Raw genomic sequence first — 17,398 nt, forward strand, 5'->3', positions numbered from 1 at the left:
CCGCAGCGTCCCGTGCCGCCCTTGGCACGGGACGCAGTTCAGATAAATTCCATCGCAGAGACATCCAAGTGACCGATGCAGGACTGACCATGCTCAATCGGACTGCGGACAACGTTGCCCGGGCCACGCCGGAGCCGTTGGCCCGCCGGGTCCGGGGCATCAGCGACAAGGGCCTCGCCTGGCTGTTCATCTCGCCGACGATCCTTTTGCTGCTCGCCATCAACATCTTCCCGCTGTTCTGGGCGATCTATCTGTCCTTCACCAACTACCGCGCCAACCGCCCGAACGAGGTGGTGAAGAACCTGGGGCTTGCCAACTACAAGCGCATCCTGACCGACCAGGACATCTGGATCGCCATGCAGACGACGGCGCATTTTGTCTTCTGGACCATCCTCCTGCAAACGGTGATCGGCTTCACGCTGGCCTGGCTGATCGACCGCAAGTTCCGCGGCCACGCCTTCTGGACGACCATCATCCTGGTGCCGATGATGCTGTCGCCGGCGGTGGTCGGCAATTTCTGGCGCTTCCTCTACGAGCCGCAGATCGGCCTGTTCTCCTATGTCATCTCCTTCGTCACCGGCATTCCGCCGACGAATGTGCAAATGCTGTCGAACGTCGACCTGGCGCCGTGGTCGATCATCATCGTCGACACCTGGATGTGGACGCCTTACGTGATGCTGATCTGCCTCGCCGGCCTGCGCTCGATCCCCGAATACATCTACGAGGCGGCCGAGGTCGACCGCGCCTCCAACTGGCGCCAGTTCTGGTCGATCACGCTGCCGATGGCGCTGCCCTTCATCATGCTGGCGGTGCTGTTCCGTGGCATCGAGAACTTCAAGATGTTCGACATGGTCAATCTCTTGACTGGCGGCGGGCCGGGCTCGACCACCGAGGTCGCGTCGATCACGCTGAAGCGGCAGGCCTTCGAGAGCTGGCGCACCGGCTATTCCTCGGCCTTCGCCATCATCCTGTTCGTCGCCGTGTTTGGCCTGGCCAACATCTACGTCAAGGCGCTCAACAAGGTGAAGCAGAGATGAGCCTGACATCAGCCCATTCCGTCGTCGCGCCCTCGGCGAATTCGAAGCTGGTCGCCGGCACGATCATCGTCGCCTATGCGCTGATCTCGATCGTGCCGCTGCTGTGGATCTTCGCCACCAGCTTCAAGACGCCGCCGGATTCGATCGCCTATCCGCCGAAGATCGTGTTCCAGCCGAGCATCGAGGGGTATTGCAACCTGTTCACGACGCGCACCCGGCAGACGCCGGAATACATCAACTCGCTCGGACCGGCGACCGGCTTCTGCGACGAGACGGTGCGCAAGCGCAACATGGTGATCGCGGGGCCGTCGAACTTCTTGCCGCGCTTCGTCAATTCGCTGATCATCGCCTTCGGCTCGACCTTCTGCGCGGTGTTCCTCGGCACGCTGTCGGCCTACGGCTTCTCGCGCTTCAAGGTGCCGCTCGCCGACGACCTTCTGTTCTTCATCCTGTCGACGCGCTTCATGCCGCCGATCGCGGTCGCCATCCCGATCTACCTGATGTACCGCGAGATCGGCCTCTCCGACACCGCGCTCGGCATGATCCTGCTCTACACCGCGGTCAACGTCTCGCTCGCCGTGTGGCTGCTCAAGGGCTTCATCGACGAGATCCCGCGCGAATACGAGGAAGCGGCGATGATCGACGGCTATACCAGGCTGCAGGCCTTCTGGCGCACGGTGCTGCCGCAGGCGACCACCGGCATTGCCGCGACAGCCATCTTCTGCCTGATCTTCGCCTGGAACGAATATGCGTTTGCCGCGCTCCTGACCTCCGGCACGGCACAGACCGCGCCGCCCTTCATCCCGACCATCATCGGCGAAGGCGGCCAGGACTGGCCGGCGGTAGCGGCGGGCACGACGATCTTCCTGGTGCCGATCCTGGTTTTCACCATCCTGCTCCGCAAGCAGCTCTTGCGCGGCATCACCTTCGGCGCGGTGCGCAAATGATGAACAGTCAGCAAGTGTGGAACCAGCGCTGGGGCAGCGTCCCTTCTCCCCGTTCACGGGGAGAAGATGCTGGCAGGCAGATGAGGGGCAGCGCCGACATATGTCTCAATGAGGGGCGTTTGCGCCGCCCCTCATCCGACCCTTCGGGCCACCTTCTCCCCGTGAACGGGGAGAAGGAAGGCGGTGTCGCATGAGCCGCACTGTTGTCTCCAAGCGCTCCTCATGGCCTCGCTGGGCAAGGCGCGGCCTGCTGGAGAACATCGCCACCGCTATTATCGCCATCGGCTTCCTGATGCTGTTCCAGCCCTTCGCGCTGTCGCTCTACACCTATTCCTTCATCACCATGCTTGCAGGCACCTTGATGTTCATCATCGTCTCGAAATTCCCGGAGTAGGACGATGGCCGAAATCCGCGTCCAACATCTTAGGAAAGCCTTCGGCGATTTCGTCGCCGTGCAGGATTCCAACTTCGTCGTCGAGGACGGCGAGTTCTTCGTCATGCTCGGCCCGTCGGGCTGCGGCAAGACCACTACCTTGCGCATGATCGCCGGGCTTGAGTTGCCGACCGGCGGCAAGATCCTGCTCGGCGGCGAGGACGTCACGATGCGCCGGGCGCGGGAGCGCGACATCGCCTTCGTCTTCCAGCTCTTCGCGCTCTACCCGCACATGAACGTGCGCAAGAACATCGGCTTCCCGCTCTTGGCGCAAGGCATGCCGTCGGCCGAGATCCGCCAGCGGGTGGAGGAGACGGCGAAGCTGCTCCGCATCGATCATTTGCTTAACAAATCGGTCTCCGGCCTTGCCGGCGGCGACCGCCAGCGCGTCGCGCTCGGCCGCGCCATCGTGCGGCGGCCGAAATGCTTCCTGATGGACGAGCCGCTCGGCACCCTCGATACCGAGTTCCGCGATCTGATGGTGCATGAACTGCGCGAGCTGCACAGCCGCATCCACGCCACCACCGTCTACGTCACGCACGACCAGATGGAAGCGATGTCGATGGCCGACAAGATCGCCGTGATGAACCACGGCATCATCGAGCAGTTCGGAACCCCGCGCGAGATCTACGACCGCCCGGCGACGATGTACGTCGCCGAGTTCATCGGCTCGCCGCCGATGAATTTCCTCAAGTTCGGCGGCGGACTGGCCAGGGGCGCGAAGGAGATTCTCGTGCAGGGCGCCAAGGTCGCCGTGCCGGAGGTGCGCGAGGACATCGCACCGGCCGACATGGCGCTGGGCATCCGTCCCGAGCACATCCGCTTCGACGAGGCCTCGAAATTGCGCGGCGCCATCTACGGCACCGAATATCTCGGCACCACGCAAATCGTGGCGGTGGAGACGGCGGACGGCATCATCAAGGCGCGGGTGCCGGCCGAGATCCGGCTCAATCCGGGCGAGCCGGTCGGCTTGTCGCTCAGCAGCGCTCGGCTGTCGCTGTTCGAGAAGGGCACCGGCCGCGCGGTGAAGACCGCCATGTATGACAAGGCAGCGGAGGCGCGCCATGGCTGACGTGCACATCAAGGGCGTGAGCAAGAGTTTTGGCGAGACCGTCGCCGTCGACAATCTCGACCTGCAGATCAAGGACGGCGAGTTCGTCGTGCTGCTCGGCCCGACCGGCGCCGGCAAGACGACGACGCTCAGGCTGATCGCCGGGCTGGAGCGGCCGGATAGCGGCACGATCCACATCGCCGGCCGCGACGCCACGGTGCTGTCGCCGGCCGAGCGCGACACGGCCTTCGTCTTCCAGCAATATTCGCTCTATCCGCACCTCTCAGTCTTCGACAACCTCGCCTTCCCGCTGCGCTCGCCGGCCCGCAAGCTCAGCGAGGACGCGGTGCGACGCCGCGTCGAGGAGGTGGCCAGGCTGGTGCGTATCCACCACAAGCTCGACAACCGCTCGACCAAGCTCTCCGGCGGCGAGATGCAGCGCGTCGCCATCGGCCGGGCGCTGGTGCGCAAGCCGTCCATCTATTTGATGGACGAGCCGCTGTCTTCGCTCGATGCCAAGCTGCGCGCGGATCTCAGGCTCGAGCTGAAGCGCATCCAGTCCGAACTCGGCGCCACCATGCTCTATGTCACGCACGACCAGATCGAGGCAATGACCATGGCCGACCGCATCGGCATCCTGGCCGAAGGCGTGCTGGTGCAGATCGGCACGCCGCGCGCCATCTATTCCGAGCCGGCAAACCTTCATGTCGCGGCCCGCCTGGGGCAGCCGGCGATCAACCTTCTGCCTGCAGGGCTGCTGCCGGATGGCGGCGCGCCAACCGGTACCAGGACGATCGGCGCGCGCACCGAACACCTGTCGATCGAGAAGGCCGCGAACGGCCATGCCGACGGCGTCGTCGACTGGGTCGAGCATCTCGGCGACCAGAACCATCTGCATGTGACGGTGGGGACAAGGAAGCTGGTGACACTGACCGACCCCGACACGGCGCTCGAAAAGGGGGACAGGGTGACGATCCGCTACCGCTCGCCGCTTTATTTCGGCTCGGACGGGCAAAGACTGATGTAGGCGGACCGCGCACCCATCGCACACCGATTGACGACCGCAGATACGGACTGGACGAATCCATGAAGCACTTTTTCAACCGCAAGGACTCGATCGTCACCGAAGCGCTGGACGGCTTTCTTGCGACCGCCGGCTCGGGCACGCTGGCGCGGCTCGACGGCTATCCCGAGATCAAGGTCGTGCTGCGCGCCGACTGGGACAAGACGAAGGTTGCCGTCGTTTCCGGCGGCGGCGCCGGACATGAACCCTCGCACGCCGGCTTCGTCGGCGCCGGCATGCTGACGGCGGCTGTCTCCGGCGAGATCTTCGCCTCGCCCAGCGTCGAGGCAGTGCTGGCGGCGATCCGCGCCACGACCGGGCCGGCCGGGTGCCTGCTGATCGTCAAGAACTATACCGGCGATCGCCTCAATTTCGGCCTCGCCGCCGAGAAGGCGCGCGTCGAAGGCTTTGCGGTCGAGATGGTGATCGTCGGCGACGACATCGCGCTGCCCGACATCGCGCAGCCGCGCGGCGTCGCCGGCACGCTGTTCGTCCACAAGATCGCGGGGCATCTTGCCGAAACCGGCCGTGACCTGGTGTCAGTAGCAGCGGCAGCGCGGGCGGCGGCAAAGGACATTTTTTCGCTCGGCATCTCGCTCTCTTCCTGCTCGATCCCCGGTCAGGCGCATGAGGATCGCTTCGGCGCCGACGATGGCGAGCTCGGGCTCGGCATCCATGGCGAGCCGGGCGTCGAGCGCATCGCGCTGCAGAGCGCCGGCAGGCTGGTCGCCATCATGGCCGAGCGTCTTGCCGCGCGGCTCGATCCTGGCAGCCGCCATGCCCTGCTGATCAACAATCTCGGATCGGTGCCGCCGCTCGAAATGTCGCTGATCGCCAATGCGGTGCTCGCCTCGCCGCTGGCGAAGGCGGTGACGCTGACGGTGGGTCCCGGCCATCTGATGACCGCGCTCAACATGAACGGCTTCTCGCTGTCGCTGATCAGGCTGGATGCCGAACGCGAGGCGGCGCTGCTGGCGCCGGTCGGTCCGCACGCCTGGCTGCCGACGAAGCCGGTTCGCCAGCCGGTCGTCGTGGCGGCGGCCAAGCCGGCGGTTCACGCCACCGCGAAGGCGGCGAGCCGCGACACCGCCGCCGAGCGGTTGATCACCGTCGTTTGCGAGAAGCTGATCTCGCTGGAGGAGCCCTTGAACGGGCTAGACGCCAAGGCCGGCGACGGCGATACCGGGTCGACGGTGGCGACCGGCGCGCGCAGCGTCCTCGAGCGTCTCGACACGCTGCCGCTTGCCGACCGGGCTGCAACGCTGGCGGCAATCGGCGATACGCTGGGGACCGCGATGGGCGGTTCGAGCGGTGTACTTTTGTCGATCTTCTTCACCGCCGCGGCGCAGACTTTGGGTTTTGGCGCGGCTCTGCCCAAGGCGCTGCTCGCCGGCCTCGACCGGATGACCTTCTACGGCGGCGCAAAGGTCGGTGACCGCACCATGGTCGACGCGCTGGAGCCGGCGCTCAAGGCGCTCGATACAGGCGGGCTGGAAGCAGCCGCGACGGCCGCGCGGCATGGAGCGGAGGCCACCGCCGCGATGCAGAAAGCGAAGGCCGGGCGCTCCGCCTATATCGGCCGCCAGCTTGACGGCGTCGCCGATCCAGGCGCATTCGCGGTGGCGGAAGTGTTTGTGGCCGTGGCGGCCATGTTCGCCCCGGCATGAAGGACAGAGAATGGCCGCATCCGATTTCTCCAACTTGATCGTGGCGGCGGCGGACACGATCGCGGCGCATGCCGAGGAACTGACCGGGCTCGACCAGGCGATCGGCGACGGCGACCACGGGCTGAACATGAAGCGCGGCTTCGAGGCGGTGCGGGCCGACGCCGAGGCGATCGCCGCGAAGCCCTTGCCGGACGCTTTGAAGGCGATCGGCACCAAGCTGGTGATGACCGTGGGCGGGGCCTCTGGCCCGTTGTTCGGCACGCTGTTCATGGCGCTCGGCAAGGAACTGCCGGGCACGCCTGACCGCGCCGCGCTGACGGCAGCGCTTGGCAGGGCGATCGAGGCGGTCGCGGCGCGGGGCAAATCGCAACCTGGACAAAAGACCATGCTGGACGTGCTGCAGCCGGTGTATGAGGCGCTGGCGCAAGGCAAGACAGGCACGGAAATCGCCGATGCCGCCGATCACGCGGCTGACGCGACTGTGCCGATGAAGGCCCTGCGCGGGCGCGCCTCCTTCCTGGGCGATCGCTCGATCGGGCATATGGACGCTGGGGCACGCTCGACCGCGCTTCTGGTACGCGCAGTCGCTGAAACCGTCGAGGACCGCTGATGAGCAACGTTGGTATCGTCATCGTCTCGCATTCGCCGCTGGTCGCCGAAGGCACCGCAGACATGGTGCGCCAGATGGTCGGCGACGAAGTGCCGCTTGCATGGTGCGGCGGAAACGGCCATGGCGGGCTCGGCACCAGTGTCGAGGCGATCATGGGCGCCATCGACAAGGCCTGGTCGGAGGCGGGCGTCGCCATCCTCGTCGATCTCGGCGGCGCCGAGACCAACAGCGAGATGGCGGTCGAAATGATCGGCGAACCGCGCTCGCACAGGATTGTTGTGTGCAACGCGCCGATCGTCGAGGGCGCGGTCATGGCGGCGACGGAAGCCTCCGGCGGCGCCTCGCTCAAGGAAGTGGTGGCGACGGCGCATGAACTTTCGCCGTCGTGAATGAACGGGAACCCGACCGCATGTCCGCATCCGCCGAAGCCATGGTCCTGATCACCCACGATGTGGGTCTGCACGCGCGCCCTTCGGTGAAGTTCACCAAGCTCGCCAAGTCGTTCGCGGCCGAGGTGGAAGTGGCCTTGGCCGCCAACGGTCCCTGGTTCGACGCCAAGAGCATCGTCAAGGTCATGGCGGCCAAGGCGCCTAAGGGAACGCTGCTGTACATCCGCGCCAGGGGCGACGGCGCGAGCGAAGCTGTCGAAGCGCTGGTCGATCTCGTGCAGCGTGATTTCGACGAGGAAGCGGACCATGCCCGGTCCGCTTGAGACGGACTCGCATGCGGCCGGAACCGCAAGGAACGCGGGCCATGCGGATTGAGGGTGTTCCAGCCTCCACGGGCTATGCCGAAGGGCCGCTGTTCGATCTCGACCGGCCGCCTGCCGCCTACACAAGCAAGTCGAGCGCGGCGGAGGAGATTGCGGCGCTGGAGACCGCGATCGGCAAGGCGGTAAGCCGGCTCAGCGCAATGATCGAAACCGCCGACGGCGATGCCGCCGGCATCCTGGAATTCCATATCGCCATGCTGCAGGACCATGCGCTGAGCGCGCCGGCCTTCGCCTCGATCGGCTCCGGCCAGGCCGCCGATGTCGCATGGCGGGCGGCGCTCGACGCCGAAATCGCCGGCTACGACGCGTCAGACCAGGACTATTTCCGCGCACGCGCCGCTGATCTGCGCGACATACGCGACCAGGTCCTGCGTGCGCTGAGCGAGGACGGGGAACCCACGGCACCCCTCGGCGCCATCTTCCATGGAGAGGACATCGCGCCGACGCGCTTCCTCGAAATCGACTGGAGCGCCGGTGGCGGCATCGCGCTCAGGGCCGGCAGCACCGCCAGCCATGTCGCCATGCTGGCGCGTGCGCGCGGCGTGCCAATGGTGGTCGGGCTCGGCACCTTCCCGGCCAGCCTCGCAGGCATGGCGTTGCTCGATGCCGAGCACGGCGGGATGGTGCTCTCGCCCTCACCGGCCGAGATCTACGCCTTCCGGCAATCATCGTCCTCCTTCGCCGCGCGCCTGGGCGCGGCGCAGTCTTTCCTGACCCGGCCGGCGGTGACCAAGGCGGGAACCGCCGTGCGCGTGCAGGTCAACATCGCCAACCCTTCCGACGTCGATGGCATCGACATCTCGACCTGCGACGGCGTCGGGCTGATGCGGACGGAGTTCCTGTTCGGCAAGGCGCTGCCGGACGAGGAGACGCAGTATCATGCCTACTGCAAGGTGCTGGAATGGGCAGGCGACAAGCCGGTGACCATCCGCACCGTCGACGCCGGCGGCGACAAGCCGGTTGCCGGCTTCACCGTCGAGGAGACCAACCCCTTTCTCGGCCTGCGCGGCATCCGGCTGTCGCTCAAGCGGCGCGACATTTTCCGGGTGCAGATCAGGGCATTGCTGCGCGCCGCCATCCACGGCAATCTAAAGGTCATGTTTCCGATGATCGCCACGCCCGAGGAATACAGCCAGGCCGCCGCGCTGTTCACGGAGGAGCAGGCGAGCCTTGCCGCGCGCGGCGTCGCGCACACGATGCCGCCGCTCGGCATCATGGTCGAGGTGCCTTCTGTGGCGATTGCGCCGGAAGCTTTCGCAAACGTCGCCTTCTTCTCGATCGGCTCCAACGACCTGACGCAATATGTGATGGCGGCGGCCCGAGACAATGCCGCCGTCACCTACCTCAACTCGGTTCGGCATCCGGCGGTTCTTAGGTTGTTAGAAGCGGTGGTGCGCTTCGGACGGGAGAAGGGGATTCCGGTGAGCCTGTGCGGCGATGCGGGCGGCGATCCGGCCGCCATTCCGGCACTGATCGAGGCAGGCCTGCGCGACCTTTCGGTCGCCCCAGCACAACTCGCCATGGCCAAGGCGGCCATCGCTGAAGTCCCGGTCTAGGCGGCGTGGCGAAGATGGAGAAGCTACCCGAAGCGAACTCCGAAGAGGCGATCCGCGCCTACAAGACGATCCTGTCGCTGGTTATCGACCAGCGGCCGTCCGGTATGCGACAGCGGCTCGCCGATGCGCTCGGCAAGCATCGCAGCTTCGTCACACAGATCTCCAGCCCGGCCTATTCGATCCCGATCCCCTCAAAACATTTGCCGGCTATCTTTTCCGTGTGTCATTTCAGCCCGGCCGAGCGCGACCAGTTCCTCGCCGCCTATCATCAGGCGCATCCCGGCAAGATGTCGGCGGCTTCCGGGCCGCGCAAGACACGCCATGTCTCGCTCATCGTGCCGGATTTCGGCGACGACAAGCAGAATGCGGCACTCGACCGGGCGATCAACGAATTCATCCAGAAGATCACCAGCATCGCCGGCAAGGGCAGCGGCTAAACTGAGCAATTCCAGGAAAAGTGTGCCGCGGTTTTCCGTTCGGAATTGCGTACAAATTCGAGACTGTTCCGGGAGGACAGCCATGAAGAAATTCATCAACGCAGTAGACACGGTGCTGACCGAGAGCCTTGACGGCTTCGTCGCCGCCCATTCGGATATCCTTATGCTGGGCGATGACCACAAATTCGTCCGCCGCAAGGTGCTGAAGCCCGGCAAGGTGGCGCTGATCTCGGGCGGCGGCTCCGGCCACGAGCCGCTGCATGGCGGGCTGGTCGGTCACGGCATGCTGGACGCCGCCTGCCCCGGCCAGGTGTTCACCTCGCCGACACCCGACCAGATGATTGCCGCCGTGCAGGCCGTCGACACCGGCGCCGGCTGCCTGTTCATCGTCAAGAACTACGAAGGCGACGTGATGAATTTCGACATGGCTGCAGAAATGTCGGAGGGCGTCATGCAGGTGGTGACCAATGACGACGTCGCGGTCGAGAACTCGTCCTACACCACCGGCCGGCGCGGCGTCGCCGGCACGCTGGTGGTGGAGAAGATGGTCGGCGCGGCGGCCGAGCAAGGCATGGCGCTGAACGAGCTCAAGGCGCTCGGCGAACGCGTCAACGGCGCGACGCGCTCGATGGGCGTGGCGCTGACCAGTTGCACGGTGCCGGCGGCGGGCAGGCCCACCTTCGAAATGGGTGACGGCGAGATGGAGTTCGGTGTCGGCATCCATGGCGAGCCCGGAAGGCGGCGCGACGCGCTGAAGAGCGCCGATGCCATCGCCGAGGAGGTTTGCACAGCCATCGCCGGCGACCTCGGCGAGCGGGCAAAAGGGCCGGCGCTGCTCTTCGTCAACGGCTTCGGCGGCACGCCGTCGATGGAGCTCTATCTGATGTACAACAGCGCCCGCAAAATCTTCGGGAAGAGCGGCGTGACGGTGACCCGCTCGCTGGTCGGCTCCTACGTGACATCGCTCGACATGGCCGGCTGCTCGATCACGCTGACCCTGCTCGACGACGAGATGACGGCATTGTGGGACGCGCCGGTGCACACGGCGGCGCTACGCTGGGGACTTTAACGCTGGGTTTCTGCCCTCGCCAGATCAAATCCCAGTCGAAGCTGTTGCTGCGCTGGCTTCCCAGGCGCTTTTCTGCAACCTTGTCGCAACATTGTTTTCCAATGCGCAAACACCGACCGGGTTGATGCTGCCACCACTTGCGCCCGCCGACGAGAAACTGCTGCTCACCTATGCTGACCCCGAGGCAGAGCTGGCCGTAGCTTCCACGGCAAGAAGCCTGTTGGCGCTGCTCGACAATGCCGAGTTCCACGGCGTGCTGCCGATCATGCTGCGCAAACTGCGGGAAACAGGCGATGCGCATCTGCCCCAGGATGCTGACCTGCAAGCGAGATTGGCCGAACTGCGCGAGGCATCGACGCTGGTCACCGGCCAGTCCATGCTGCTGCAATATCATGGCGAGCGCATCATGAAGGCGCTTGCGGCGAAGGCCATTCCGGCTCGGATCGTCAAGGGGCCGGTGTTCGCGCGCAAGCTCTACAAACATGTCTCGGACCGGCCCTTCACCGACATCGACATCCTGGTCGAGCCAGCCAGCATCAACGAGGCCAACCGGGTGATCGCCGCCTCCGGCTTCGAGCTCTGCAGCGGCGAAGCCCATTCGCACGACCTGCAGGAGTTCAAATGGCTGGAGAAGGAGAATTCCAGCCTGCTGATCGAGCTGCACGGCAATCTGGTTCATGATTCCGGCATGCGGCGGCGGCTGTCGCTGGGTTTTCGCGACTTGCAGGCCATCGACGGCGACGGAACCGACACGCCGGCGGCGCTGCTGACCATCGCCATCGTGCATGCGGCCGGTGGACACAAGTTCCACCGGCTGCAGCTCTGTGTCGACGTGCTGCAAGGCGTGCGGGCGTTGCAGTCGGCGGCGGCCGAAGCGCGGCTGCTGGATGCCGCGCGCATGACCGGCATCGAGCTCGAACTGGCGACTGTGCTCGACGTGACCGGCAGGCTTTTCGACGAGGCGCGCGCCCTCGACCTTGCCAACCGGGTCAAGCCCGACCTCGGCATCCGGCTCGCCAGGCGACTGATTACCCGCGAGACGCTGCTCGGCGTCAATTCAAGGGACAAGATGCGCTCGCGGCTGCGCCGCGACGCGTTCCGCTGGATCCAGCGGCTAGCGAGGCCGAGGCCGTATCGTGGCTGATCACACAGCAGCCCCGGACAGACCCATCTCGGCCGTCTTCATCATCGAAATAACGCCGATCACGGCCCCGATGCTCGCCGGCTGGCTGGAGAAAGGCCATCACATCGCCGCGCTTGTCGTGCCTGGTCCGCGGCCCGGCAAACAGTCGAGCTTCAGCACCTGGCGGCGGCGGCGCAAACGCAAGCTCGTGCTGAAGCGGCATCTTATCCCCACCGAGGTGCCGCTGATCGAATTCAGCCGCCCGTACGACTGGGCCGCGCTTGGCCAGCGCCTTGCCGGCTTCCACGCCGATGTCCTCATCACGTTCGGGTTTCTCACGCTTATTCCCGAGACCTTGCTGAAGCTGTTCGCGAAAGGCGGACTGAACCTGCATCCGGCGCTGCTGCCCAACTACAAGGGCCCGCATCCGATCGCGCGGCTCGTCGTCGACGAGCAGTATGAGGCGCATGGCGGGGTGAGCCTGCACAAGATGACGTCGGGCTTCGACGAGGGCGACATCCTGGCGCAGATCGCATTCTCTCCTGGCGATTGGCACTCGACGGCGACGCTGTCGCGGGCACTGGCCAGCGGGATGAAATTGCTGGTGGCGGAGGCCGCGCCCGATCACTGCGCCGGCAGGCTCGAAGGCGTGCGGCAGCCGGAAGGGAACTTCACCTGGGCGCAACTCGGCCGCAAGCCGGTGGTGGTCGGCAGTCAATGGTCGAGCGCCCATATTGCCAGGATCTGGCGCGTGGTCGGGCGTGGCGTTGCGCTCCATGTGCCGATAAACGGGAAGCTGGCCCGGCTGGCGTACCCCATCCGCAGGCTCGGCCCGGCGACTGGCGAACCGCCGGCAAGGCGGTGGGGGATGATCGAATTCGATTGTGCCGACGGCCGCATCGCGCATCTTGCCTATAATGGTTTCGCGCGTCAGCTGACGCGCTGGCAGCGCGCGTTCGGCCGACTGCGGCTCGGGCAGAAGTCCTTCGAAATGCGCCGCTTTGGCGAGCGCGCCGAAGGCCCGCGGTGAATCAGGCGAGCGCCAGCGCGGACCGGATCAACCGCGCCGCATCGGCAGGTCGCGCGCCGACCTCCAGGGTAAAGGTCGGCACCGTCGTGACCAGTTTGGCGATCGTCGCCAGTCGGTGTTTTTGCAGTGGCAGCAGGCCGGTCATGCCGGTCCTGACGTTGTCGGCGGCCAGCGCGACCATGGCGTCGGTCCTGGCCATGGGATTGAGCCTGCTCTCGCCGTCGGCCGAGCGGGCAAGGTGAAGCAGCGCCGAGACCGGCCTGGCGACCACGCTTTCGACGCGCAGGATCTGGCCGAGGCGCTCGAGCGACACGGCCTGTTCGCCATTGCGGTCCCACGACGGGCCGAGGCAGGGCGAGACGAGAGGGACAAGTTCGGCTGTCTTGCGGTGGATCTTCACATGGCGAGGCAAGCCCCAGGCCGCGGCTTTGTCCGGCGCCACATCGAGGATCATGGAATCGTCCGCGCAGAGGCCGAAGCCTTGCGAAGCCAGCGCCAGCGAGGTCGTGGTCTTGCCGGTGCCGCTCGGGGCGTGGATAAGGACCACGGCGTCGCTCCCCGGCAGCGTCAGGCCGGCGGTGTGCAGCATATACTGCCCACCCGCGTCGAGCGCGGCATCAAGCACCAGCATCCACGCCGTCCAGGTGATCCTGACACCGGGGCGCGTGCGGATTTCGGCCCGGCGCTCGCCGGCACGGATGGAAAGCGTCTGGCGGCCGGGAAACACCAGGTGAAGGACGTCGCCGCCATCGATCATCCGGCAATGGCCGTCCTCGGGCACCTCGCCGTCGAAGGCGAGCGTCCCCTCGGGCGTCTCGGAAAGCGATTGCGTCTCGATGATGTCGATGCGAAAGCCGGCTTCGACGGGTTCGGCGGCGCTCAGGCCCGCGAGCATCCTATCGAGATCGCGCCAGAGCTCGGCGCGTTCGGCCGAAATGGCGACGATCTGGCCGTTAAGGGCGTAGCTCATGGACGCGGTCAAGCGGCACGCGCCTTTCCAGATTCGGCATGATGGCGATAGATCTCCACCATGCCGGGGAGGCTATCGCTTACCACCGGCCGGCCATCGAGACAGACCCAGCAATGCGCCGACAGGCGCGGCGCGTGCATCGACTGCGGATCGACACCAAAGCGCAGGTCCGGGTCGAAGCCAGCGAGACGCAGGAAGCGATGGGCGAGCAGGCCCTCCCTCAGGCATCTTCGATCACGCATCAGCCAGGGATGCCTGACCGCACGGTTGACGCTGGCGACGATGTAGGAGGACGGCAGGCCGCGATAGGGTGTCGGCGATGTCAGCGGCGCCCATTTCAACATCGCTTCGAAATCGCGCTTGCCGACGAGGGCCGGCATCAGCCGCGCGCTGATCCACAGATGGGCGCGAAACAACACCCGCAGCAGCCCGTAAGCCATCATGCACCCGGGTCGGCTAGGATACCTTCCGCCACCAGCTCAGCGGCAAGCGCCGCCATGTCCTGGTCGAGCATGGCCTTGTCGACCTCGAACTCGTCGGACAGCAGATCGACAATCTGGTCGAGGCTGCGGGCGCCGTCGACCTTATCGAGAAAGGCTTCAGTAGTGCCGTTGCAAGTATAGAGCTGGCCGCTGCGCGCCAGAAGCACGACCGCACCATCACCGACATGCTGCACCGATGCATCGTCGGCCAGCCGCAGAACCATTCCAGATGCGATTTCAGCCATGGGGCCTCCAGTCCATGCAAGAATGCTGGAGAGCCATTAGCGCGGCAGGACGATGCTGTCCATCGTCCTGACCGCCCAGGCGACGACGGGCTTCGGCCCGACTGGTGCGGGAAATCACCCGCGTGAAGTCTGCGTCGCGGCGGTCACGGCGGATAGTTTCTCGCGCTTGCTCGATACCGGCTTTTCGCAGGCCTTCTTCACGGCAATCTCCCGGAACCATCGATGGCCGCAGATGACAGTTGACGCCATTGCCCGGCAAGCTGACGAAAACGGGGGGTGTTGCCTTCTTTCCCTTAAGTAAGCTATGGAATCGCCGGCGTCTGGGGAGAGGGTGACGAGTATGCGTTACAATTGGGATCGCGCGCCGACGGCATTCGAACGCCACCGGAAGGCTCTTGCGGCTGCGATATTGATCGCCGGCGGGGTCGGGTTGATGCTCGCGGCCTTGCCGCTTTAAGCCGGCAAACAGTGCGGACAGGCAGGAACGGTGCCGTGGCACCGCCGGCAGGGTTTGCATGCCCCGGCCGGGCCGGCGTTGTTCAGCGCGCCCGGCCTGTCACCGCGATGAAGCGGCGGTCGCGGCCTTCGAAGCCCTGGCTGAAGCGCTGGACCAGCACGGCAATCACCGCCGGCTTGCCCTCGGGCGCAAATTCGTAGGCCTCCGACAGGGAGTAGGAGATCGGGCAGTTCCTCGAGCCCGGCACCGCCTTGTCCTCATGCAATATCTTCAACGGCTTGCCGTCCTGGCCCTGCAACGTCAGCCGGAAGCCGAGCGCCTTGCCCGATATGTCGCCATTTTGCTGCGTCTCGAAGCTCGCCGAGCAGTCCGCCGTGCTCGCGGCCTGGCCCAACGCATGGCGGGCAGCTATCAGCATGCCATGGTGCCGGATATTTGCGGCCGAGACGAGATCGGCCATCGACGAATTTCGGGGAAGACATGGCCGGCAGGAAGAGCATAGGCTATTCGAGGACGGCAAATTTCCTGGGGAGGAAGCTGGATGGCGTCACGCTACCACGAGGTCTATGAGGGCTGGAAACGCGATCCGGAGCAATTCTGGGCGGACGCGGCGAAAGCCATCGACTGGTTCTCCCCCTATGGGCGCGTCTTCGATGCCGAGGCCGGCGTCTATGGCCGCTGGTTCACCGGCGCCTCCTGCAACACCTGCTTCAACGCCATCGACCGCCATGTCGCCAGCGGCCGCGCCGAGCAGGTGGCGCTGATCCACGACAGCGCGATCACCGGCACGATCAGGAAATTCACCTATGTCGAGCTGAAGCGCGAAGTGATCGCACTCGCCTCGGTGCTGAAGAACCGCGGCATCGGCAAGGGCGACCGCGTCATCATCTACATGCCGATGGTGGCGGAAGCGGCCTTCGCCATGCTCGCCTGCTCGCGCATCGGCGCCGTGCATTCGGTGGTCTTCGGCGGCTTCGCCTCGCATGAACTCGCCACCCGCATCGACGACGCCAAGCCGAAGCTGATCATCTCGGCATCCTGCGGCCTGGAGCCCGGACGCACCGTCGCCTACAAGCCGCTCCTCGATACAGCAATCGAGCTCTCCAGGCACAAGCCTGACGCTTGCCTGATCCTGCAGCGCGAGCAGTTGCGCTGCGAGCTGAAGGACCATTACGACATCGATTATGCCGACGCGGTTGGGCGCGAGCGGGCCGCCGGGGCCAATGTCGACTGCGTTCCGGTGCTGGCCACGGACCCGCTCTATATCATCTATACGTCGGGCACGACCGGCCAGCCGAAGGGCATCGTGCGCGACAATGGCGGCCACATGGTCGCCTTGAAATGGACGATGGAGAACGAGTTCGGCGTCAAGCCGGGCGAAGTGTTCTGGGCGGCTTCCGACGTCGGCTGGGTGGTCGGCCATTCCTACATCGTCTACGGCCCGCTGCTGCATGGCGCAACCAGCGTGCTGTTTGAGGGCAAGCCGGTCGGCACGCCGGACGCCGGCACCTACTGGCGGGTGATCTCGCAGCATGGCGTGGTGGCGCTGTTTACCGCGCCGACCGCCTTCCGCGCCATCAAGGGACAGGACCCGCGCGGCGAATTCGTGCCGAGTTACGATCTGTCGAAATTCCGCACGTTGTTTCTCGCCGGCGAGCGCGCCGACCCGGAAACCATCAAATGGGCCGAGCAGAAGCTCGCCGTGCCGGTGATCGACCACTGGTGGCAGACCGAGACCGGCTCGCCGATGACCATCAACCCGGCCGGCCTTGGGCTCTTGCCGGTGAAATACGGATCGCCCGGCGTGCCGATGCCGGGCTACGATATTCGCGTGCTCGACGATGCCGGCCATGAAGTGGCCCGCGGCACGCTCGGCAATGTCGTGGTCAAGCTGCCCTTGCCGGCCGGCTGCCTGCCAACGCTGTGGAACGCCGACGCCCGCTTCCGCCAGGCCTATCTCGAGGAGTTCCCAGGCTTCTACAAGACGGCCGACGCCGGCATGATCGACGAGGATGGCTATCTCTATGTCATGGCCCGCACCGACGACATCATCAATGTCGCCGGCCATCGGCTATCGACTGGAGCGATGGAGGAAGTGCTTGCCGCGCATCCCGACGTCGCCGAATGCGCCGTCATCGGCATCGCCGACGCGATGAAAGGCCAGGTGCCACTTGGCTTCGTCGTACTCAACGCCGGCGTTTCGCGCGACATCGGCCTCATCGAAAGCGAGGTGGTAGGACTTGTGCGCGAGCGCATCGGCCCGGTCGCCGCCTTCAGGACGGTGGTGACGATCAAGCGCCTGCCCAAGACGCGCTCTGGCAAGATCCTGCGCGGCACCATGCAGAAGATCGCCGACAAGGAAGAATGGACCATGCCGGCGACCATCGACGATCCGGCCATCCTCGACGAGATCACCGCGGCGCTCAAGGGACGCGGCATCGGGGTGTAG

Annotated in this window: 20 protein-coding genes; 16 read left to right on the plus strand and 4 right to left on the minus strand. The window is 65.6% G+C overall.

Translation table 11 applies throughout. From position 1 onward, the window contains the following. The first annotated feature begins 89 nt into the window (after positions 1–89). The 14 genes from EJ073_RS17325 to EJ073_RS17390 all read left to right on the plus strand — a co-directional run bounded on the left by EJ073_RS17325 (position 90) and on the right by EJ073_RS17390 (position 12,795). Positions 90–1,037, plus strand: coding sequence for a sugar ABC transporter permease (locus EJ073_RS17325; protein ID WP_126059255.1), 948 nt, complete (start codon positions 90–92; stop codon positions 1,035–1,037). Beyond that, positions 1,034–1,984, plus strand: coding sequence for a carbohydrate ABC transporter permease (locus tag EJ073_RS17330; protein WP_126056827.1), 951 nt, complete (start codon positions 1,034–1,036; stop codon positions 1,982–1,984). Before EJ073_RS17325 ends, EJ073_RS17330 begins: the two co-directional genes overlap by 4 nt. 190 nt (positions 1,985–2,174) lie before the next feature. Continuing rightward, positions 2,175–2,378, plus strand: a complete 204-nt coding sequence (locus tag EJ073_RS17335; protein WP_126056828.1) for a hypothetical protein — start codon at positions 2,175–2,177, stop codon at positions 2,376–2,378. 4 nt (positions 2,379–2,382) lie between these two features. Next, entirely contained in the window at positions 2,383–3,489 is a 1,107-nt protein-coding gene (locus EJ073_RS17340; RefSeq protein ID WP_126056829.1) for an ABC transporter ATP-binding protein, read from the plus strand. After that, complete coding sequence (locus tag EJ073_RS17345; protein WP_126056830.1) at positions 3,482–4,495, plus strand: ABC transporter ATP-binding protein; 1,014 nt, start codon at positions 3,482–3,484, stop codon at positions 4,493–4,495. Before EJ073_RS17340 ends, EJ073_RS17345 begins: the two co-directional genes overlap by 8 nt. 59 nt (positions 4,496–4,554) lie before the next feature. Then, a complete protein-coding gene (locus EJ073_RS17350; protein ID WP_126056831.1) occupies positions 4,555–6,198 on the plus strand; it encodes a dihydroxyacetone kinase subunit DhaK in 1,644 nt (547 codons plus the stop codon). Positions 6,199–6,208: 10 nt separating this feature from the next. Next, positions 6,209–6,808 carry a dihydroxyacetone kinase subunit DhaL gene (gene dhaL, locus EJ073_RS17355; protein ID WP_126056832.1) on the plus strand — a complete coding sequence of 200 codons (600 nt, stop codon included), beginning with the start codon at positions 6,209–6,211 and terminating at the stop codon, positions 6,806–6,808. Next, positions 6,808–7,197, plus strand: a complete 390-nt coding sequence (gene dhaM, locus EJ073_RS17360) for a dihydroxyacetone kinase phosphoryl donor subunit DhaM (RefSeq protein ID WP_126056833.1) — start codon at positions 6,808–6,810, stop codon at positions 7,195–7,197. The genes dhaL and dhaM overlap by 1 nt, the downstream gene beginning before the upstream one ends. A 20-nt stretch (positions 7,198–7,217) precedes the next feature. Continuing rightward, the gene (locus EJ073_RS17365; RefSeq protein ID WP_126056834.1) at positions 7,218–7,520 is read left to right on the plus strand and encodes an HPr family phosphocarrier protein; all 303 of its coding nucleotides are present in this window, start codon (positions 7,218–7,220) and stop codon (positions 7,518–7,520) included. A 41-nt stretch (positions 7,521–7,561) separates the two neighbouring features. Next, the gene (gene ptsP, locus EJ073_RS17370; protein WP_126056835.1) at positions 7,562–9,136 is read left to right on the plus strand and encodes a phosphoenolpyruvate--protein phosphotransferase; all 1,575 of its coding nucleotides are present in this window, start codon (positions 7,562–7,564) and stop codon (positions 9,134–9,136) included. Between the two features lie 14 nt (positions 9,137–9,150). Continuing rightward, on the plus strand, positions 9,151–9,573 hold the full coding sequence (locus tag EJ073_RS17375; RefSeq protein WP_126056836.1) for a hypothetical protein: 423 nt from the start codon (positions 9,151–9,153) through the stop codon (positions 9,571–9,573). 82 nt (positions 9,574–9,655) lie between these two features. Further along, on the plus strand, positions 9,656–10,642 hold the full coding sequence (dhaK, locus tag EJ073_RS17380) for a dihydroxyacetone kinase subunit DhaK (protein ID WP_126056837.1): 987 nt from the start codon (positions 9,656–9,658) through the stop codon (positions 10,640–10,642). Positions 10,643–10,766: 124 nt separating this feature from the next. Further along, positions 10,767–11,786, plus strand: coding sequence for a nucleotidyltransferase family protein (locus EJ073_RS17385; RefSeq protein ID WP_126056838.1), 1,020 nt, complete (start codon positions 10,767–10,769; stop codon positions 11,784–11,786). Then, the gene (locus tag EJ073_RS17390) at positions 11,779–12,795 is read left to right on the plus strand and encodes a formyltransferase family protein (RefSeq protein ID WP_126056839.1); all 1,017 of its coding nucleotides are present in this window, start codon (positions 11,779–11,781) and stop codon (positions 12,793–12,795) included. The genes EJ073_RS17385 and EJ073_RS17390 overlap by 8 nt, the downstream gene beginning before the upstream one ends. Before the next feature lies 1 nt (position 12,796). Here EJ073_RS17390 and EJ073_RS17395 read toward each other — a convergent pair whose 3' ends face one another. From EJ073_RS17395 to EJ073_RS17405, 3 genes are read right to left on the minus strand one after another with little or no spacing between them, the layout of a single operon-like run. Continuing rightward, positions 12,797–13,765, minus strand: coding sequence for a serine kinase (locus tag EJ073_RS17395; protein ID WP_126056840.1), 969 nt, complete (start codon positions 13,763–13,765; stop codon positions 12,797–12,799). 8 nt (positions 13,766–13,773) lie between these two features. Further along, the gene (locus tag EJ073_RS17400) at positions 13,774–14,208 is read right to left on the minus strand and encodes a lasso peptide biosynthesis B2 protein (RefSeq protein WP_189347601.1); all 435 of its coding nucleotides are present in this window, start codon (positions 14,206–14,208) and stop codon (positions 13,774–13,776) included. Further along, positions 14,205–14,492, minus strand: a complete 288-nt coding sequence (locus EJ073_RS17405; RefSeq protein ID WP_126056841.1) for a PqqD family protein — start codon at positions 14,490–14,492, stop codon at positions 14,205–14,207. Before EJ073_RS17405 ends, EJ073_RS17400 begins: the two co-directional genes overlap by 4 nt. 52 nt (positions 14,493–14,544) lie before the next feature. Here EJ073_RS17405 and EJ073_RS17410 point away from each other — a divergent pair, with 52 nt between their 5' ends. Next, positions 14,545–14,793: a hypothetical protein gene (locus EJ073_RS17410; RefSeq protein ID WP_126056842.1), complete on the plus strand. Its 249-nt coding sequence runs from the start codon at positions 14,545–14,547 to the stop codon at positions 14,791–14,793. A 238-nt stretch (positions 14,794–15,031) separates the two neighbouring features. On the opposite strand, the gene EJ073_RS17415 is transcribed toward EJ073_RS17410, so the two are convergent. Next, entirely contained in the window at positions 15,032–15,409 is a 378-nt protein-coding gene (locus EJ073_RS17415; RefSeq protein WP_245455269.1) for a DUF2259 domain-containing protein, read from the minus strand. 81 nt (positions 15,410–15,490) lie between these two features. Here EJ073_RS17415 and EJ073_RS17420 point away from each other — a divergent pair, with 81 nt between their 5' ends. Further along, positions 15,491–17,398, plus strand: coding sequence for a propionyl-CoA synthetase (locus EJ073_RS17420; protein ID WP_126056843.1), 1,908 nt, complete (start codon positions 15,491–15,493; stop codon positions 17,396–17,398).

The sequence above is a fragment of the Mesorhizobium sp. M4B.F.Ca.ET.058.02.1.1 genome, assembly GCF_003952505.1.
Taxonomy (GTDB): domain Bacteria; phylum Pseudomonadota; class Alphaproteobacteria; order Rhizobiales; family Rhizobiaceae; genus Mesorhizobium.

What these genes read in the sequence shown, in the direction of transcription:
- EJ073_RS17325 (WP_126059255.1), top strand. Translation starts at nt 90, where the DNA reads ATGCTCAATCGGACTGCGGACAACGTTGCCCGGGCCACGCCGGAGCCG.
- EJ073_RS17330 (WP_126056827.1), top strand. Translation starts at nt 1,034, where the DNA reads ATGAGCCTGACATCAGCCCATTCCGTCGTCGCGCCCTCGGCGAATTCG.
- EJ073_RS17335 (WP_126056828.1), top strand. Translation starts at nt 2,175, where the DNA reads ATGAGCCGCACTGTTGTCTCCAAGCGCTCCTCATGGCCTCGCTGGGCA.
- EJ073_RS17340 (WP_126056829.1), top strand. Translation starts at nt 2,383, where the DNA reads ATGGCCGAAATCCGCGTCCAACATCTTAGGAAAGCCTTCGGCGATTTC.
- EJ073_RS17345 (WP_126056830.1), top strand. Translation starts at nt 3,482, where the DNA reads ATGGCTGACGTGCACATCAAGGGCGTGAGCAAGAGTTTTGGCGAGACC.
- EJ073_RS17350 (WP_126056831.1), top strand. Translation starts at nt 4,555, where the DNA reads ATGAAGCACTTTTTCAACCGCAAGGACTCGATCGTCACCGAAGCGCTG.
- dhaL (WP_126056832.1), top strand. Translation starts at nt 6,209, where the DNA reads ATGGCCGCATCCGATTTCTCCAACTTGATCGTGGCGGCGGCGGACACG.
- dhaM (WP_126056833.1), top strand. Translation starts at nt 6,808, where the DNA reads ATGAGCAACGTTGGTATCGTCATCGTCTCGCATTCGCCGCTGGTCGCC.
- EJ073_RS17365 (WP_126056834.1), top strand. Translation starts at nt 7,218, where the DNA reads ATGTCCGCATCCGCCGAAGCCATGGTCCTGATCACCCACGATGTGGGT.
- ptsP (WP_126056835.1), top strand. Translation starts at nt 7,562, where the DNA reads ATGCGGATTGAGGGTGTTCCAGCCTCCACGGGCTATGCCGAAGGGCCG.
- EJ073_RS17375 (WP_126056836.1), top strand. Translation starts at nt 9,151, where the DNA reads ATGGAGAAGCTACCCGAAGCGAACTCCGAAGAGGCGATCCGCGCCTAC.
- dhaK (WP_126056837.1), top strand. Translation starts at nt 9,656, where the DNA reads ATGAAGAAATTCATCAACGCAGTAGACACGGTGCTGACCGAGAGCCTT.
- EJ073_RS17385 (WP_126056838.1), top strand. Translation starts at nt 10,767, where the DNA reads ATGCTGCCACCACTTGCGCCCGCCGACGAGAAACTGCTGCTCACCTAT.
- EJ073_RS17395 (WP_126056840.1), bottom strand. Translation starts at nt 13,765, where the DNA reads ATGAGCTACGCCCTTAACGGCCAGATCGTCGCCATTTCGGCCGAACGC.
- EJ073_RS17400 (WP_189347601.1), bottom strand. Translation starts at nt 14,208, where the DNA reads ATGATGGCTTACGGGCTGCTGCGGGTGTTGTTTCGCGCCCATCTGTGG.
- EJ073_RS17405 (WP_126056841.1), bottom strand. Translation starts at nt 14,492, where the DNA reads ATGGCTGAAATCGCATCTGGAATGGTTCTGCGGCTGGCCGACGATGCA.
- EJ073_RS17410 (WP_126056842.1), top strand. Translation starts at nt 14,545, where the DNA reads ATGCTGTCCATCGTCCTGACCGCCCAGGCGACGACGGGCTTCGGCCCG.
- EJ073_RS17415 (WP_245455269.1), bottom strand. Translation starts at nt 15,409, where the DNA reads ATGGCCGATCTCGTCTCGGCCGCAAATATCCGGCACCATGGCATGCTG.
- EJ073_RS17420 (WP_126056843.1), top strand. Translation starts at nt 15,491, where the DNA reads ATGGCGTCACGCTACCACGAGGTCTATGAGGGCTGGAAACGCGATCCG.